At 70.8% G+C, this 16165-nt stretch carries 17 protein-coding genes; 14 read left to right on the top strand and 3 right to left on the bottom strand.

Annotated features, from left to right (window positions below; translation table 11 throughout):
• Positions 1 to 88 precede the first annotated feature (88 nt).
• Complete coding sequence (locus ACIREE_RS29890; protein ID WP_404158806.1) at positions 89 to 1636, top strand: MFS transporter; 1548 nt, start codon at positions 89 to 91, stop codon at positions 1634 to 1636.
• A complete protein-coding gene (locus ACIREE_RS29885) occupies positions 1633 to 2193 on the top strand; it encodes a TetR family transcriptional regulator (protein ID WP_404158803.1) in 561 nt (186 codons plus the stop codon). The genes ACIREE_RS29890 and ACIREE_RS29885 overlap by 4 nt, the downstream gene beginning before the upstream one ends.
• Positions 2194 to 2217: 24 nt before the next feature.
• On the opposite strand, the gene ACIREE_RS29880 is transcribed toward ACIREE_RS29885, so the two are convergent.
• Complete coding sequence (locus ACIREE_RS29880) at positions 2218 to 3498, bottom strand: YeeE/YedE family protein (RefSeq protein ID WP_404158800.1); 1281 nt, start codon at positions 3496 to 3498, stop codon at positions 2218 to 2220.
• A gap of 249 nt (positions 3499 to 3747) precedes the next feature.
• Between ACIREE_RS29880 and ACIREE_RS29875 the strand changes: the two genes are divergently transcribed.
• Both ACIREE_RS29875 and ACIREE_RS29870 read left to right on the top strand, forming a co-directional pair.
• A complete protein-coding gene (locus tag ACIREE_RS29875) occupies positions 3748 to 4317 on the top strand; it encodes a helix-turn-helix domain-containing protein (RefSeq protein ID WP_404158797.1) in 570 nt (189 codons plus the stop codon).
• Positions 4318 to 4408: 91 nt separating this feature from the next.
• Positions 4409 to 5272 (top strand): SigB/SigF/SigG family RNA polymerase sigma factor, encoded by an 864-nt coding sequence (locus tag ACIREE_RS29870; RefSeq protein ID WP_404158794.1) that lies wholly within the window; start codon positions 4409 to 4411, stop codon positions 5270 to 5272.
• Between the two features lie 84 nt (positions 5273 to 5356).
• On the opposite strand, the gene ACIREE_RS29865 is transcribed toward ACIREE_RS29870, so the two are convergent.
• On the bottom strand, positions 5357 to 5746 hold the full coding sequence (locus ACIREE_RS29865; protein ID WP_404158792.1) for a hypothetical protein: 390 nt from the start codon (positions 5744 to 5746) through the stop codon (positions 5357 to 5359).
• Positions 5747 to 6078: 332 nt separating this feature from the next.
• On the opposite strand from ACIREE_RS29865, the gene ACIREE_RS29860 reads away from it, so the two are divergent.
• The 7 genes from ACIREE_RS29860 to ACIREE_RS29830 all read left to right on the top strand — a co-directional run bounded on the left by ACIREE_RS29860 (position 6079) and on the right by ACIREE_RS29830 (position 11502).
• On the top strand, positions 6079 to 7263 hold the full coding sequence (locus ACIREE_RS29860) for an alcohol dehydrogenase catalytic domain-containing protein (RefSeq protein WP_404158789.1): 1185 nt from the start codon (positions 6079 to 6081) through the stop codon (positions 7261 to 7263).
• Between the two features lie 72 nt (positions 7264 to 7335).
• Positions 7336 to 8028: a HemK2/MTQ2 family protein methyltransferase gene (locus tag ACIREE_RS29855; protein WP_404158787.1), complete on the top strand. Its 693-nt coding sequence runs from the start codon at positions 7336 to 7338 to the stop codon at positions 8026 to 8028.
• Positions 8012 to 8251, top strand: a complete 240-nt coding sequence (locus tag ACIREE_RS29850) for a CDGSH iron-sulfur domain-containing protein (RefSeq protein WP_404158784.1) — start codon at positions 8012 to 8014, stop codon at positions 8249 to 8251. The genes ACIREE_RS29855 and ACIREE_RS29850 overlap by 17 nt, the downstream gene beginning before the upstream one ends.
• Positions 8248 to 9294 (top strand): iron-containing redox enzyme family protein, encoded by a 1047-nt coding sequence (locus ACIREE_RS29845; RefSeq protein WP_404158781.1) that lies wholly within the window; start codon positions 8248 to 8250, stop codon positions 9292 to 9294. Before ACIREE_RS29850 ends, ACIREE_RS29845 begins: the two co-directional genes overlap by 4 nt.
• 85 nt (positions 9295 to 9379) lie before the next feature.
• Complete coding sequence (locus ACIREE_RS29840) at positions 9380 to 9946, top strand: type 1 glutamine amidotransferase domain-containing protein (RefSeq protein WP_404158778.1); 567 nt, start codon at positions 9380 to 9382, stop codon at positions 9944 to 9946.
• 47 nt (positions 9947 to 9993) lie between these two features.
• Complete coding sequence (locus ACIREE_RS29835) at positions 9994 to 10668, top strand: HAD family hydrolase (RefSeq protein ID WP_404158775.1); 675 nt, start codon at positions 9994 to 9996, stop codon at positions 10666 to 10668.
• Positions 10669 to 10776: 108 nt separating this feature from the next.
• Positions 10777 to 11502 carry a GAF and ANTAR domain-containing protein gene (locus tag ACIREE_RS29830; RefSeq protein ID WP_404158772.1) on the top strand — a complete coding sequence of 242 codons (726 nt, stop codon included), beginning with the start codon at positions 10777 to 10779 and terminating at the stop codon, positions 11500 to 11502.
• Between the two features lie 14 nt (positions 11503 to 11516).
• On the opposite strand, the gene ACIREE_RS29825 is transcribed toward ACIREE_RS29830, so the two are convergent.
• Positions 11517 to 12563 (bottom strand): tetratricopeptide repeat protein, encoded by a 1047-nt coding sequence (locus ACIREE_RS29825; RefSeq protein ID WP_404158771.1) that lies wholly within the window; start codon positions 12561 to 12563, stop codon positions 11517 to 11519.
• A gap of 302 nt (positions 12564 to 12865) precedes the next feature.
• Here ACIREE_RS29825 and ACIREE_RS29820 point away from each other — a divergent pair, with 302 nt between their 5' ends.
• The 3 genes from ACIREE_RS29820 (at position 12866) to ACIREE_RS29810 (ending at position 16130) form a co-directional block, all read left to right on the top strand.
• On the top strand, positions 12866 to 14281 hold the full coding sequence (locus tag ACIREE_RS29820; protein WP_404158768.1) for an NAD-dependent succinate-semialdehyde dehydrogenase: 1416 nt from the start codon (positions 12866 to 12868) through the stop codon (positions 14279 to 14281).
• A 136-nt stretch (positions 14282 to 14417) separates the two neighbouring features.
• Positions 14418 to 15245, top strand: coding sequence for an aldo/keto reductase (locus ACIREE_RS29815; RefSeq protein ID WP_404158766.1), 828 nt, complete (start codon positions 14418 to 14420; stop codon positions 15243 to 15245).
• A gap of 354 nt (positions 15246 to 15599) precedes the next feature.
• Positions 15600 to 16130, top strand: a complete 531-nt coding sequence (locus ACIREE_RS29810; RefSeq protein ID WP_404158763.1) for a transglycosylase SLT domain-containing protein — start codon at positions 15600 to 15602, stop codon at positions 16128 to 16130.
• Positions 16131 to 16165: the final 35 nt, after the last annotated feature.

Below are 16165 nucleotides of genomic sequence, written 5' to 3'. Positions count from 1 at the left end.
CGTCCGAGGCGCCCGGGAGGGGAGGCGCGCGCACAGGACCGTGCGCGCGCCTCTTCTCTGTCATCATGTGATGACATCACTTGATGACATGGATGACATGGATGACATGAACGGGAAAACCTTGCGTCCTTCCATACCGGCGCCCGCCTCCGGCACCTCCGCGACGGCCCCCGCACTCCGCCACCCGCGCGCACTCGTGCCCGTCCTCGTCTCGCTCGGCATGCTCGTCGCCGTCGTCAGCAGCCTCGGCGCGCCGCTGATCCCCACCATCGCCGCCGAGGACCACGTCGGCGTCTCCACCGCGCAGTGGGCGCTCACCGTGACGATGCTGGTCGGCGCCATCGCCACGCCGGTCATGGGGCGCCTCGGCGACGGCCCGTACCGCAAGCGGGTCATCCTCACCGGACTCGGCGCCGTCATGGCGGGCAGCCTGCTGGCGGCGCTGCCGCTCGGTTTCCCCTGTCTGCTCGCCGGGCGGGCCCTGCAAGGCGTCGGCATGGGGCTCGTCCCGCTCGCCATCGCCACGGCCCGCGACGCGCTGCCGCCGGAGAAGGCGCGCGCGGCGGTGGCGACACTCTCCTTGACCACCGCCGCGGGGATCGGACTCGGCTACCCGATCACCGGGCTGTTCGCGGAGTACCTCGGCATGTACGCGGGATTCTGGTTCGCGGCCGCCACGGCGGTCGCCGCGTTCGTCGCCACCGTGATCGTCGTGCCCGCGCCGCCGCACCGCCCGACCACGCCCATGGACGTGCCCGGCGGGCTGCTGCTGGCCGGCGGCATGGCGGCGCTGCTGCTGAGCCTGGCGGAGGGGGAGCGCTGGGGGTGGACCTCAGGACCCCTGCTGGCACTCGCCGTCGCCGCCATCGCTCTGCTCACCGGATGGGTGGCCCACTCGCTGCACTCCGCGCACCCGCTGGTCCGGGTGAGTCTCGTCAAGGACCGCGGCGTGCTCGTCGCCAACCTGACCACGATGGTCGGCGGCGTCGGCACGTACCTGCTGATCGCTCTGGTGACCCGGTACGTCCAGACGCCCGAGACCGCCGGATACGGCTTCGGCGCGTCCATCGTCGTCACCGGGCTGCTGCTCGTCCCGTTCTCCGCGGCCAGTCTGCTCACCGGCCGGCTGGTCCGCATGATGGGCAGCGCCGCCACCCCGGCCCGCATGCTGCCGCTCGGCTGCCTGCTCTCGTTCGCCGGACTGGTCTGCTTCCTGCTCGCCCGCTCCAGCCTGTGGGGCATCGGCGTGATGATGGCGCTGGCCGGACTCGGCGTGGGCGTGACGTTCGCCGTCACCCCCGGCCTGATCGTCGGCGGGGTGCCCGCGGCGGAGACGGGCAGCGCGATGAGTTTCAATCAGGTCGTGAAGTACATCGGATACTCGACCGGCAGCGCGCTCAGCGCGGTCGTCCTCCAGGCCCACACCGACGTCGGCGCGGTGCTGCCGACGAACGACGGCTACCGCAGTGCGGGCCTCGTCGGCTGCGCCGCCTTCCTGATCACCGGGGTGATCGCCGTGGTACTGACCCGGGTCGGCGCGCGGCCGCGGCCCTCCCTCGTCACGGCCGGTGTCGCGGCCGGCACGGTCGACGCCGGCGTCGCGGTCGAGGCGAGCAAAGACGCGGGCCGCCCGTGACCGGGCAGGCGCAGGACCGGCGCCGCAGCGCCGCCCCCAGTCGCGAGGCGCTGCTGCGGGCGGCGACGGAACTGTTCTCCGAGCGCGGCTACGACCGCACCACCATCCGCGAGATCGGCGAGCGGGCCGGGGTCGACGCCGCGCTGATCGCCCGCCACTTCGGCAGCAAGGCCCTTCTCTACGTGGAGGTGCTCCGCTCCGAGCACGGCGACAGCGCCCCGGACGACCTGCTCACCGAGCCCCGGCTGCGCGAGGTCGCCGAGCGGGCCGAGCGGCGGGGCCCGGTACCGCTGCTGCGCGTCGCGGTCCAGCCGCTGAGCGAAGAGCGCGCCCAGGACGCCACGCGCGCCGCTCTGCAGGCGCGGCTCGTGGAACCGTTGCGGTCCCGCTTCGCCCGCGAGGGCCGCGACCGTCCGGGCCTGCGGGCCGACGTGCTGGTCGCGGCGGTCGCCGGAGTCCTGCTCGCCCGCCACTCCGGGGCGTTCGACGACCTGGCCGAGGCCGAGGTCGGCGACGTCGTCGACATCCTCATGGAGATGTACGCGGGCGGCGCCTGAGCACCGCCCGCGCCGAGGCCGGGGTCAGCAGACGCTGTCGGTCGGCTTCGGGTTGCCCAGGCCGAACAGCGGTCGCAGCCGCAGCCCCGCCCAGGTGCCGAGGATCGCCACGCCGCCCCAGATCCAGCCGTGCAGCGAGCCCGAGGCGATGCCCGCGAGGTAGGCGCCGATGTTGCAGCCTCCCGCGAGCCGCGCCCCGATTCCCATCAGGAGACCGCCGATGACCGCGGCGAGCGCCGTCCGTGCGGGGATGCCACGGTGCAGCTTCCACACACCGCCCGCGGCGGCCGCGACGGCGGCGCCGACCATGATGCCGATGTCGGTGAGGCTGTTCTTGTCGGCGAGCACGGGGCCCGACAACTGGGCCGCGCTACCGGGCTGCCGCCAGTACGTCCAGGCCTCGGGCGAGCCGCCGAGCCAGCCCACCACCTTGGAGCCCCACAGGGAGAACGCGCTCGTGATGCCCCAGGCGCCGCCCGAGACGAGGAGCACTCCGGCGCCGAGCACCGCGAGCACCACGGCGCCCACGACCAGCGGCCAGGAGCCGCGCACCGTACGGGCCAGAGCGCCCCGCGCCGAGGGCGCGGCGCCGACCGGCGGGGGGTTGCGGCGGGCCTGGACGGTACGGGCGACGAACCAGATCGCGGCCAGCGCCACGATGGTCACCGCCCAGGATCCGAACCAGCCGACGTGGTCGGAGAGGAGGAACGGGTCGAACGCGGGCAGGTCTTTCCAGAGCCCGAACTGCCACGCGGCGAGCGTCGAACCGGTGATGAACCCGAAGAGGGTGAGCACGATGGTGCTCTGCCCCGAGCCGACGGCGAAGAGGGTGCCGGAGGCGCAGGCGCCGCCGAGCTGCATGCCGATCGCGAAGAGGAACGCCCCGACCAGCAGGCCCACGCCGATCGGCCCAGCGCTGGGCGCGGGCACCGTGCCGAAGAGGCCGCTGCCGGTCCCGATGATCAGCGCGAAGAGCGTCGCGGTCGTGCCGAGGAGCAGGGTGTGGGCGCGCAGCCCGGTGCCGTTCCCGACGGCGACCAGCTGCCGCCAGGCGGAGGTGAACCCGAACCGCGAGTGGAACAGCGCGAACCCGAGCGCGATGCCGAGCAGGAGCAGGACACCCGGCTTGGCACCGTGCTCGGCGAAGACGTAGCCGGACAGGGCCACGCCGATGACGCCGGCGCCGACCAGCGGAGCCCGCCTGACCGGCGGCGCGGGTTCGGCGAGGGGAGCGGGGGACGAGGTGGGGGCAGGCGCGAGCAGGGCGGCCCTGGGCGGCGCCCCGGCGGGGGGAGCGGTGGTCACGGTGTGTCTCCGGGAGCGGGAGGGGGGAATGCCGGACGGGCGGTGAGGGCGCTGCGGTGTTCCGCGGCGCGACGTCAGCTGCGACAGAGCGCGTCGTCGACGCTCCACGGCGTGGCCGCGAAGAGCGCGAGAGCGAGCTGACGAGCAGGTCCGAACATGTGCACCACTCTAAGGATGTCTTCGAGATCCCATAAAGGTGTCTCATATGCCGAGCGTCCGACCTTGCCGTGCCGGCATACAGTCATGCCTATGACGCAAGAGAACGGTGAGCTGGACAGCCTGGTACGCAAGCGCATCCGCGCCCTGCGCATGGCCCAGGGCTGGTCCCTGGAAGAGCTGGCCGGCCGCGCGAAGGTCAGCCAGTCCACCCTGTCCCGTATCGAGAACGGCCGGCGACGCCTGGCCCTGGACCAACTCGTGATCCTCGCGCGCGCCCTGGACACCTCGCTCGATCAGCTGGTCGAGACGGCAACGGACGACGTCGTCTCCCATCCGACGATCGACAGCGCCCGCGGCCAGCTGCGCTGGCCCATCAAGGCGCAACCCGGCATGAGCGTCATCCGGCAGCGGATGACCGAGCCGCCGCCCGACAACCCCTCGCGCATGCGCGCCCACCCGGGCCACGAATGGCTCGTCGTCCTGTCCGGCACGGCGATCCTGCTCCTGGGCGATCGGCGCCTGCGGATCGAGACCGACCAGGCGGCGGAGTTCCCCACGATGCTCCCGCACGCCATCGGCGCCGACGGCGGCCCCTGCGACGTCCTCGGCATCTTCGACCGCGAGGCCCGCCGCGGCCACCAGCGCGGCGAGAACACGTAGATCTTCGGCAGGTGTACCCATCGGTTTCCCGGGTATCCGGCGCGCAACGGGGAACGTCAGGCCAAGCTCGAAACACAAGGAGCGGGACTCAATGATCACCGTGACGGCGCAGGGGCGGAACCAGGCCACTCGGAACGAGGAGGACCTGGTCGAGCGCGCATACACGGATCCGTCCTCCATCGCGCCGAAGGATGCGCGGGAGGTCGGCAAGCGGTTCTTCGACCGCCTCGGACAGCTCGAGGAAGGCACGCACGAATTCCAGTACGTGCGCAACTGCCTGATCGAGATGAACCTCTCTCTGGTGCAGTACGCGGCCTCGCGGTTCAAGCACCGCGGCCCGCAGGAGATGGAGGACATCATCCAGGTCGGCACGATCGGCCTGATCAAGGCGATCGACCGGTTCGAACTCACCCGCGAGGTCGAGTTCACCTCGTTCGCCGTGCCGTACATCACGGGTGAGATCAAGCGGTTCTTCCGCGACACCACCTGGGCCGTGCACGTCCCGCGCAGGCTCCAGGAAGCCCGGCTCGAACTGTCGAAGGCCACCGAGGAGCTGCGCTCGCGGTTGGGGCGTTCACCGTCGACGGTCGAACTCGCCGACCTGATGCAGCTGGAGCCGTCCGAGGTGGCGCAGGCGCAGATGGCGTCCAACGGCTACAACGCCGTCTCCCTGGACGCGGCGATCAACGGCCAGGACGACGAGTCCGACACCATGCTGGCCGACTTCATCGGCGTCGACGAGGAGTCCTTCGAACTCGTCGAGAACTTCCACTCCCTGGCCCCGCTGATAGCGGAGCTCGACGAGCGGGACCGCACCCTCCTGCACCTGCGCTTCGTGGAGGAGCGGACGCAGCAGCAGATCGCCGACGAGCTGGGCTGCTCGCAGATGCACGTGTCGCGGCTGATCACCCGGGTCGTGGGCAAGCTCCGCGCCGGCCTGCTGACCACCGACTAGTCGTCGCCGCCGGCCCCGCGGGGACGGAGACGACGAAGGCGCTGCCGCGGATCTCCCGCGGCAGCGCCTTCGTCGTCTCCGTGCTCAGCGCGGAGTGAGCCGGAACTGGCTCTCGAGTTCCTGGTCACCGGAGGCCGAGCCGACGTCCTCGACGGTGAAGGCCCGCTCCAGCGCCTTGCGTACGGTCGTCACGTCGTGCGGCGCCCCCTGGGCGGTCAGCGAGACGGAGCCCTCGATCCCACCCGTACCGGACGCGGACGTCGGTGCCGCGTCCGATCCGTCGGCGACCGCGTCGAACACGGCCGTCCAGACCGTGGCGTGCGCGGTGTCGGCGCCCGGTGTGTCCTGCGACGGGGACTGATCGGGGAACTCCGCGGAGAGGTGCGACAGCACACGCCGGGCGTCGTCGTCCGAGCAGTTGCTCAAGGTCACGGTGACCGGGTGGTCGTTGTGGTCGTCGGGTGCGGCGTTCATGCGAATCTCCTGGATCGTCGAGCGACAGAGCTGCCCGGCGGCCCTCGAATGCTCTGTCTGCGGGGGCCGGTCCTCGGGTTCCCACGTAAGCCGGACGCAGTCGTCCGGTTCCGGTCTCTCCTCCCAGCGTGACCCACGCCGATCGCGGGCGCACCCAGGTGAGGGCCACCGGCGCGCATCAACCTTCCCGGCCCTGGGTACGCGGGGTGATCTCCGCTCCGGGCGGTCACGTGGCGAGGCCTCGCACAGTGTGAGCCCCTGGGGGGAGGACCTTCACCCGCCCGGCCGCACACCGCACACCCGCACACGAGCACGCAGGGAGGCGCGAGAACATGCGCGCACTGACATGGCAGGGAAAGCGCGACGTCCGCGTCGAGGAAGTCCCCGATCCGCGGATCGAGAAGCCCGACGACATCGTCGTCCAGGTCACATCGACCGGTATCTGCGGCTCCGACCTGCACCTCTACGAGGTCTTCGGCCCGTACCTGGACGTGGGCGACATCCTGGGGCACGAAACGATGGGCATCGTCGCGGAGATCGGGCCCGAGGTCACCGGCGTAGCAGTGGGCGACCGCGTGGTGATTCCGTTCAACGTCTCCTGCAACACCTGCTGGATGTGCACACAAGGCCTGCACTCCCAGTGCGAGACGACGCAGGTGAAGTCCATGGGCAGCGGAGCCGCCCTGTTCGGCTACACCAAGTTGTACGGACAGGTGCCCGGCGGCCAGGCCGAGTACCTGCGGGTCCCCTTCGGCAACACCCTGCCCATCAAGGTGCCGGACGGCCCGCCGGACGACCGGTTCGTCTACCTGTCCGACGTCCTGCCCACCGCCTGGCAGGCCGTGGAGTACGCCGACATCCCCCCAGGTGGCAGCGTCACCGTCCTGGGCCTCGGCCCCATCGGGGACATGGCGACCCGGATCGCCCGGCTGCGCGGCGCGGAACAGGTCATCGGGGTCGACCTTGTCGACGCCCGGCTCGACCGCGCCCGGCGCAACGGCGTCACCGTCCTGGACCTGCGCGAGCTCGGCAAGGACGTGGGAGACGCGGTGCGCGACCTCACCCAGGGCCGCGGGACGGACGCGGTGATCGACGCGGTCGGTATCGAGGCGCACGGCGCGCCGGTCGCGCAGGCCGCCCAGTGGGCCACCGGGCTGCTCCCCGACAAACTCGCCCGGCCCCTGATGGAGAAGGCCGGCATCGACCGGCTCGGCGCCCTGCACACCGGGATCGACGCGGTACGCCGTGGTGGCACGCTGTCCATCAGCGGCGTCTACGGCGGCGCGGCGAGTCCGATGCCGCTGCTCCAGATGTTCGACAAGCAGCTCCAGGTACGCATGGGGCAGGCCAATGTGTGGCGGTGGGTCGACGACATCCGCCCGCACCTCACCGATGACGACCCCCTGGGCGTCGACGGATTCGCCACGCACCACCTGCCTCTCGCGGAGGGGCCGGCCGCGTACGCGACGTTCCAGGCCAAGGAGGACGGCATGGTGAAGACACTCCTGAAGCCGTGACCGTGACCGTGACCGTGACCGTGACCGTGACCGTGACCGTGACCGTGAGCGGAAGCGAACCGGAGGCGCCCCATGACCGCACTCGCACGGGCCGGCCAACTCCATCGGCCGCCCCCGCGCCTTCTGGCGCCCCCCGGCGTGTACGCGCCGCAGTACGACACCGAGCTGCTGATCCGCGCCCTGGGCGACGAGCCGGTGGGCGGGAACACGAAGGTGCTGGACCTGGGCACCGGCTCGGGAGCACTGGCCCTGGCCGCGGCGCGGCTGGGCGCGCGGGTGACCGCTGTCGACCTGTCGTGGCGGGCTGTGTGGACGGCGCGTCTGAACGCACGTATCCACCGGACCCCGATCACGGTCCGGCACGGCGATCTGGGCGCGGCGTTCGCCCCGGGCTCCTTCGACCTGATCGTCAGCAACCCGCCCTACGTGCCCGCGCCCTCCCGGCTCCCGCCCCGCCATGGCGCCGCCCAGGCCTGGGACGGCGGGCTCGACGGCCGCATCGTGGTCGACCGCGTCTGCGCCGCCGCCGCGCGCGCACTGCGGCCGGGAGGCACCCTGCTGATGGTCCACTCCGGGTTGTGCGACGCGTCCGCGAGCCTGGGCCGGCTCGCCGACCTCGGGATGGAAGCGGCGGTGACCGACAGGATCTTCGTGCCGTTCGGACCGGTTCTGCGGGCGCGCCGGGCCTGGCTGTGTGCCCGAGGACTTCTCGACGACGATGCGATACAAGAAGAGCTGGTGGTCATTCGTGCAGAACTCCTCTGAACGCCCGCGCCGCGTCACGCTCGACCGCGAAGGACCTCTGCTGATCGAGGGGCCGGTCGAAGTGACCGACGGCGACGGGACGGCACACGTGTCGCGGCGGTTCCAGACCGCGATCTGCACATGCCGCCGCAGCCGGACCTTCCCCTGGTGCGACACCAGTCACCGCAGACGCCGCCGTGTCGAAGAGGCCGGCGACGCGGCGACGGAAGGGGGAAAGCCGTGACCACGCTGACGGAGTCGCGACTCCTGCAGCCCGAACTGCCCGTACCGTGCGGCCAGTTGTCCGGCGCGGTCGTCGGCGCGCTGCGGCGCGACGAGCTGCCGGCCGAAGCGCTCGCCCGCGCCCGGTCGAGCGCCGAGACCGCCGAGCCGTACGGCCGGGACCTCCAGCTGGCGCTGTACGTGCTCTACGAACTGCACTACCAGGGGTTCCACGGGGTCGACGCCGAGTGGGAATGGGACCCGTACCTGCTGACCCTGCGGCGCGACATGGAGCGGCGCTTCCTCGACGCCCTGCGCGCCGACGCCGCGCCGCAGGCCGATGCCGGGCGGACGCTGGCGGAGCTGCTGGTGGAGGGCGCCGGATTCGACGGCACCAGCGTCAGCCACCATCTGCAACGCGACGGTGAGCTGTGGCAGTTCAGGGAGTACGCGGCGCTGCGCTCGCTGTACCACCTCAAGGAAGCGGACCCGCACGCCTGGGTCATCCCCCGGCTGCACGGCCGGGCGAAGGCGGCCATGGTGGCTGTCGAGTACGACGAGTTCGGTGCCGGCCGCGCGGACGACATCCATGCCGGGCTGTTCGCCGCGCTGATGGTGGACCTCGGTCTCGACACGGCGTACGGCCACTACCTCGACGCGGCGCCGGCACCGGCCCTCGCCACGGTCAACGTGATGTCGCTGTTCGGGCTGCACCGCGGCCTGCGCGGCGCACTGGTCGGCCACTTCGCCACCGTCGAGATCACATCCTCGCCCGGCTCGCGCCGCCTCGCGGACGCGCTCCGGCGCCTGGGCGTCGGAGCGGCGGCGCAGCGGTTCTACGACGAGCACGTCGAAGCGGACGCCGTGCACGAACAGGTCGTGCGACGGGACGTGGTCGGCGGTCTCCTCGGCGCGGAACCGGAGCTCGACGCCGATGTCGCCTTCGGTGTCACCGCGACCGGCTTCCTCGAGGAGCGCCTGGCGGAACAGCTGTTGTCGCGGTGGCGGCAGGGGCAGAGCGCACTGCGCCTCCCGCTGCCACCGGGAGCGGTAGGTGCGCTGTGAGCTCATTCGGGAGCAATCGGCAGGTATGACCGGCACCGTACCGAGTACACGATCAGGAAGAGAACCGAAAGAAAGGCGCATCATCATGGCTGACACCTCGCTCGACGGCCGTCGTGTCCTGGTACTCGTCACCAATTACGGTGTCGAGCAGGACGAACTGCTGGTCCCGCTCAACAAGCTGAAGGCCCAGGGCGCGAAGGTCACCGTCGCCGCCGCGAAGGCGGAATCCGTGCGGACGCTGGTGGGGGACAAGGACCCCGGTGAGACCGTGGAGCCCACGACCACGTTCGACGCGGTGGACTCCGACGACTACGAACTCCTTCTGATCCCCGGCGGCACCCTCAACGTCGACACGCTCCGCCTCGACGCGAAGGCGGTCGAGACGGCCAAGGCGTTCGTCACCTCCGGACGGCCGATCGCGGCGATCTGCCACGGGCCCTGGCTCCTGGTGGAAGCGGGCGTCCTCGAGGACAAGACGCTGACCTCCTATCCGTCCCTGAAGACCGACATCCGCAACGCCGGGGCCAAGGCGTGGGTGGACGAATCCGTCGTGAGCGACTCGGCGGGCGGCTACACCCTGGTCACCTCCCGTACGCCGAAGGACCTCGACGACTTCCTGGGCGCGATCAACAAGGTTCTCAACGCCTCCTGACCCGTCTCCGCGGCCCGTCCCGGACCGCCCAACCTTTGGGGAGCCAGATGAGCGCCCGCGCAGCCGTCTTCGACGTGGACGGAACTCTCGCCGACACCAACCATCTGCACACCGTGTGCTGGTGGGAGGCGTTGCGCCAAGCCGGTCACCACGTGCCGATGGTCTCGGTCCTGGGCGCCATCGGCCTCGGCTCGTCCGACCTGCTGGAGCACCTGCTCGGGAAGGAGCGGGACCGCGACCAGGACGCCACCATCAGCGCCGCGCACAAAACGCTCTACGCCACCTGGTACGAGCGCATCGCCCCCTTCGAAGGCGCCGCCGATCTGCTGCGGCGGCTGCACGACGACGGCTGGCCGGTGGTCCTGGCGACGTCGGCGGGCGGGCCGGAGCTGGCGGCGCTGCGCTCGGCCATCGACGCGGACGAGGCGATCACCGCCACCGCGAGCTCCGATGACGTGACGGAGGGGAAGCCTGCGGCGGAGCCCGTGCGGCACGCGCTGGACCTGGCGCAGGCGGAGCCGCAGGGCAGCGTCTTCGTCGGCGACTCGGTCTGGGACATGCAGGCGGGGCGGCGCGCCGGAGTGATCCCTGTCGGTGTGCTCAGCGGCGGGGTGAGCCGGGCCGAGCTGGAAAAGGCAGGCGCCGTGGAGGTCTACGCGGACACGGCCGATCTCCTGCGAGGACTCGAACGCAGCGCGTTCGGGCGTCGGCACAGGGACTGAACCCTGACCGGACCGCCCTGGCCGATGTCGGCTTGGGCATGGTTTGACCCCGGCGTGGGGGGACACCCGGCGGCTCCGAGGACGAGACGAGAGAGGCCGGTGGGACACATGGTGGACCGCTTCGCTGTGGAGCAGTCGGTGCTCGAGGCAGCCGAAGGCGACCCGGCCCGCCTTCCCGAGCGCCTGTGCGAGGCGTTGCGGGAGAGCGTGTCGATGGATGCCGCCACCCTCTCGCTGTTCACGGACACTCCCCACCGCCAGCTGCTGTGTGCGACCAGCGACGCGGCCCTGCGCGTGGAGAAACTGCAGTTCGGGCTGGGTGAAGGTCCGTGCGTCACGGCCGCACGGACGGGCGACAAAGTGATCGTCAACGATCTGCGTCAGGGTCTGACGGACTGGCCCCTGTTCGGAGCCTGCGCCCAGGAGCAGCTTGCCGATGTCGGCGCGATCTACGCCTTCCCTCTGCGGCTCGACGCCCGCCGTACGCTCGGCGCCGCCGACGTGCTGTGCGGGGACCCGCGCGATCCGGACCCGGACCTCATCGAGAAGGGCGTCATCGCCGCTCACGCCGCGAGCATGGCCCTGATGAACACCTATCAGGCCACGGTCGGACAGGGCGGACTGCCGCCGTGGGAGCCCGAGGACATCATGGACTCCTACTGGGGCCCGACCCACGCCGCTGTCGGCGCACTCGTCGTACAGCTGGACATCACGGCCGAGGAGGCGCTGACGCGCATGCGTGCTCGCGCCTTCGGCAGCGGCCGCTCGCTGCCGGAGATCGCGGACGACGTCATCGCGCACCCTTCCAGCTGGTCGGAGGGCGGCCCGGTCTGACGTACGGGCGAGAATCAGGCGGCAGACCGGATGGGTGACGCCGTCGGTACGGAGTTCAGCTCGGCGCGGAAAGCGACGACACTCTCGCGAGCTGCCTTGAGGCCGATCCGGGTGAAGTCCCTTTCCAGTTCGGCGAGTTCGGCCAACGTCTCCTGGCGGGCTCGGCCCAAGCGGGCCCGCGACTTGGTGAGGCCGAGCCGGGCCAGCGCCGCCCCGCGCTTCTCGTGCATCGCGCTGAACTCCGCCAACGCGATGCCGTACGTGACGCGGGCGGCCTCGAACCACCCGGCGCGGTAGAGAACGTTGCCGCGCATCTTGTGGTTGTAGGCGAGCGCGCCGGCCAGGTTCATGGAGCGGCAGACCACCTCGGCCTCGGTGAGCAACGCGAGCGCACGGTCCGACTCGCCCCGCAGCGACAGCACGTCGGCCACCCCGCGCAGCGACCAGGCACGCCCCCGGGCGTCGTCCGCCTCGGTGGCGATACGCACGGATTCCTCGAAGAGGTCGAGGGCCCTGTCGTAGTCACCCCTGTTGCGGTGCATCTGGGCGATGCCGGACATCGCCCAGACCATGTGACGGGCCTCGCCGTGCGCCCGGCCCTGTTCGAGGAGCTCCTCGTGCAGCTCGGCGACCGCGGCATAGTCGCCCTGGATGCGGCCGGTCTCGGCGAGCCCCGCGAGGGAGTATCCGTGCGCGATCCGGTCCCCACTGCGGGCGGCGAGCGCGACGGACCAGGCGAGGAGCCGGCGGGCCAGGGCGAGCGCGCCGCACTGCCGGGCCAGGGTGCCGCCGCTCCACAGCGCCCAGGCCATCGCGCCCTCGTCCCCCGCGGTCCGCGCGCTGCGGTAGCTCTCGTGCCAGGCGGCGCGCGCGTCCCCGACCCGGCCGAGACGCCGGTTGGCCTCGGCCACCGCCAGGGCGGCGCGGGCCCTGTCCGTGGCGGTGGCCGCGTCGGCGAGGGCGCGGCTCGCGGTCGCCAGGACGTCCTCGTACGAGGAGTTCACTCCGAGCTCCGCGCTCAGTTCACCTTGGTACTCGGGCGCGAATGCCTTGCCGTACATCAGTCCGTGGCCTCTCGGTCAACTCCGTGGTTCGACCAAGAAACTACGAGGTGGCGGAGGTGGAGCGAATCCCTCCGTGTATGGGTCGTGCCGTACGTCTGAAGTGCTACGCCGACGGCCCGTCTCCTCACCGGGATGTAGGGGAGGGGCGGAGCGGGGGCGCCCTGCGCCCACAGGCGCCCAGAGATATTCGGACTGTTTGTCCTGTTTCCCTACTGTGACGTCGGGTACCCCGAGAAGCGAGAAGGGGGCGGAACGTCATGTTCCGCCCAGCGCCCTGACTCGTACGTTCTGGAGATTTCATGTCGGACCAGCGGAAGAGCTCATTTGCGACCGTTAATCCCTACAGCGGGGAGACGCTCGCGGAATTTCCGTCCATCGAGGGTAAGGAAGTCGATTCCGCCCTTGAGGCCGCGGGAAGCGCCTTCGATGCATGGCGCAAGCGGCCGATAGCGGAGCGGGCCGCCGTGGTCGGACGTGCGGCTGAGATAATGAAGGAACGCAAAGAAGAGCTGGCGCAGACCATCACGCTGGAGATGGGAAAGCTGATCTCCGAAGCGCGCGGCGAAGTGGACCTCGCCGCCTCGATCCTGCAGTACTACGCCCAGCACGGCCCGGACTTCGCCGCCGCCGAACCGCTCGACGTCGAGGAGGGCGAGGCGTACCTCGTCAGCGAACCCCTCGGCGTCCTGCTCGGCGTCATGCCGTGGAACTTCCCGCTCTACCAGGTGGTTCGCTTCGCCGGTCCCAACCTGGTCCTCGGCAACACCGTGCTGGTCAAGCACGCCGGTATCTGCGCGCAGTCCGCGCTGGCCCTGGAGGCACTCTTCCGTGACGCGGGCGCCCCCGAGGGCGTCTACACGAACCTGTTCGTGAGCCACGACGAGATCTCCCGCATCATCGACAGCCCGGTGGTCCGGGGTGCCTCGCTCACCGGCAGCGAAGGGGCGGGCGCCCAGGTCGCCGAGCGGGCCGGGCGGAACATGAAGCCCAGCCTGCTGGAGCTGGGCGGCAGCGACGTCTTCATCGTCCTGGACGGTGAGCGCCTCGAGCGGACGGTCGGCGCCGCTGTGGCGGGCCGGATGGCGAACACCGGTCAGAGCTGCGTGGCCTCGAAGCGGTTCATCGTGCTGGACGACGTGTACGACGACTTCGTCGAGGGGATGCGCCGCAAGTTCGAGGAGCTGCGGCCGGGCGACCCCGCGGACGAGTCGACCACCCTCGGCCCGCTCTCCTCGGAGAAGGCGGCCGCCGACCTGGCCGACCAACTCCGCGAGACGGTGGACCAGGGCGCGGAACTGGTCACCGGCGGTCACCGCATCGACCGCCCGGGCGCCTTCGTCGAACCGACGATCATCACCGGCGTCAAGCCGGGGATGCGCGCCTACGCGGAGGAGCTCTTCGGTCCTGCCGCGGTGATCTACCGGGTCGCCGACGAGGACGAGGCCATCGCCCTCGCCAACGACAGCCAGTACGGCCTCGGTGGATCCGTGTTCTGCGCGGACGTCGAACGCGGGCGCCGGGTGGCGGAACGCGTGGAGACCGGCATGGTGTGGGTCAACCACCCCACCTCGACCCAGCCCGACCTGCCGTTCGGCGGCATCAAGCGCTCCGGCTACGGCCGCGAGCTGTCCAAGCTCGGCATGCAGGAATTCGTGAACCGCAAGCTCGTCCGGGTCCTGCCGCCCGACGCGGAGCTGAGCGGAATCGCCGGCTGAGGGCTTCCCTCCGCGCCCCGCACACCTGCGACGGGACGCACCCGAACGAACGATCCGGACGTACGACTCCGGACGCGCATCCAGACCATCGACCGGCATATCGACCGGCATATCGACAGACATCAGGAGATCCACCGTGACCGCAGTTCCCGACATCACCCTCAACAACGGCGTCAAGATCCCCCAGCTGGGCTTCGGCACCTTCCAGATCGAGCCGGACGAGACCCAGGAGACAACCCTGGCGGCCCTGGAGGCCGGCTACCGGCACATCGACACCGCGCAGATGTACGGCAACGAGAAGGAGGTCGGCGAGGCGGTCCGCGCATCCGGTATCGACCGCGCCGACATCTTCGTGACCAGCAAGCTCAACAACGACGCCCACGCGCACGACGACGCCCTCAAGGCGTTCGACCGCACCATGGACGAGGTGGGCCTCGACTACCTGGACCTCTTCCTCATCCACTGGCCGGCCCCCGCCAAGGGCGACTTCGTGGAGACGTGGAAGGCCCTGGAGGAGATCTACCGCTCCGGCCGCGCCAAGGCCATCGGCGTCTCGAACTTCCAGCCCCACCATCTGCGCCGGCTCATGCAGAACAGCGAGGTGGTGCCCGCGGTCAACCAGATCGAGGTGCACCCCTTCCTCACCCAGGACGACGTCAGGGCGTTCGGCGCCGAGCACGACATCGCCACCGAGGCCTGGTCGCCCATCGCCCAGGGCAAGGTGCTCGACGACCCGACCATCAACCGCATCGCCCAGGCGGTGGGCAAGTCGCCCGCCCAGGTGACGCTGCGCTGGCACATCCAGCGCGGGGACATCGTCTTCCCCAAGTCGGTCACGCAGAAGAGGATCCTGGAGAACTTCGACCTCTTCGACTTCGAGCTCAGCGAGGGCGACATCGGCGAGATCTCCGCGCTGAACCGCAACGAGCGGACCGGTCCCGACCCGGACCGCCTCCTCGCCTGAGAGCAGCCCTCCTCGCCACCGCTGTGGCGCTCGTTCCACGAAAGGCCCGGTCCTCGGACCGGGCCTTTCGGCTGCCCTGCCCGAACTCCCGCAGACACCCCGAAAACGGCCCGGGACAGTGAGCCCACCCATAGGAGCCACGTCACATGCGAAGAACGGTAGTAGTGCCGTGGCCGCCCCACCCGAAGCTATGGGCGGTTTGTCCGGACTCCTGCCTGGTCCGTCTTCGTACCCCGGTAGTACGTCACACCTTTGCGTCCCCCTCCACGCGCCGCTAACCCTTGCAGTCGTTCCGGTCGTCATTCCGCGCCGGGCCGACCATCACGTAGCGCACGCATTGGAGAGTCACCCCGCATGATCGCCCTGTCGCAGACCAGCCTCCGCTTCCGCAAGACCTCCTTCTCTGGCATAGCCGCCGCGGGCGCCGTCGCCGCGGCCCTCACGCTGGTCCCCTCGACCGCGCACGCCGCCGAGCCGGCCGCCGCGAAGACGACCAAGGCCGCCACGAGCACCAAGGCCGCCACGAGCACCAAGGCGGCCCAGGCCGCGACGGCGAAGAGCTACCCCGACAACCTCGACGGCTGGATCCGCCAGTCCCTCGACATCATGAAGGCCAAGGGCATCCCCGGCTCCTACGACGGCCTGCACCGCAACATCATGCGCGAGTCCTCCGGCAACCCGAACGCCCAGAACAACTGGGACGTCAACGCGGTGGCGGGCACCCCGTCCAAGGGCCTGCTGCAGGTCATCCAGCCGACGTTCGCCGCCTACCACGTCTCGGGCACCGCGAACGACCTGACCGACCCGGTCGCCAACATCACCGCGGCCGCCAACTACGCCGCCGACAAGTACGGCTCCATCGACAACGTCGACTCGGCGTACTGAGCAACCGGTCGACGACGAAGGGCAGCGCATGCCGC

The organism is Streptomyces sp. NPDC102467, from assembly GCF_044765445.1.
In the GTDB taxonomy this organism is placed as follows: domain Bacteria; phylum Actinomycetota; class Actinomycetes; order Streptomycetales; family Streptomycetaceae; genus Streptomyces.
The sequence above is the reverse complement of the archived record's forward strand: the minus strand, read 5'-3'. Positions and strand labels throughout refer to the sequence as shown.

Coding starts and splice junctions, on each gene's coding strand:
- ACIREE_RS29890 (WP_404158806.1), top strand. CDS start 89: ATGGATGACATGGATGACATGAACGGGAAAACCTTGCGTCCTTCCATA.
- ACIREE_RS29875 (WP_404158797.1), top strand. CDS start 3,748: ATGACGCAAGAGAACGGTGAGCTGGACAGCCTGGTACGCAAGCGCATC.
- ACIREE_RS29870 (WP_404158794.1), top strand. CDS start 4,409: ATGATCACCGTGACGGCGCAGGGGCGGAACCAGGCCACTCGGAACGAG.
- ACIREE_RS29865 (WP_404158792.1), bottom strand. CDS start 5,746: ATGAACGCCGCACCCGACGACCACAACGACCACCCGGTCACCGTGACC.
- ACIREE_RS29860 (WP_404158789.1), top strand. CDS start 6,079: ATGCGCGCACTGACATGGCAGGGAAAGCGCGACGTCCGCGTCGAGGAA.
- ACIREE_RS29855 (WP_404158787.1), top strand. CDS start 7,336: ATGACCGCACTCGCACGGGCCGGCCAACTCCATCGGCCGCCCCCGCGC.
- ACIREE_RS29840 (WP_404158778.1), top strand. CDS start 9,380: ATGGCTGACACCTCGCTCGACGGCCGTCGTGTCCTGGTACTCGTCACC.
- ACIREE_RS29835 (WP_404158775.1), top strand. CDS start 9,994: ATGAGCGCCCGCGCAGCCGTCTTCGACGTGGACGGAACTCTCGCCGAC.
- ACIREE_RS29830 (WP_404158772.1), top strand. CDS start 10,777: ATGGTGGACCGCTTCGCTGTGGAGCAGTCGGTGCTCGAGGCAGCCGAA.
- ACIREE_RS29825 (WP_404158771.1), bottom strand. CDS start 12,563: ATGTACGGCAAGGCATTCGCGCCCGAGTACCAAGGTGAACTGAGCGCG.
- ACIREE_RS29820 (WP_404158768.1), top strand. CDS start 12,866: ATGTCGGACCAGCGGAAGAGCTCATTTGCGACCGTTAATCCCTACAGC.
- ACIREE_RS29810 (WP_404158763.1), top strand. CDS start 15,600: ATGATCGCCCTGTCGCAGACCAGCCTCCGCTTCCGCAAGACCTCCTTC.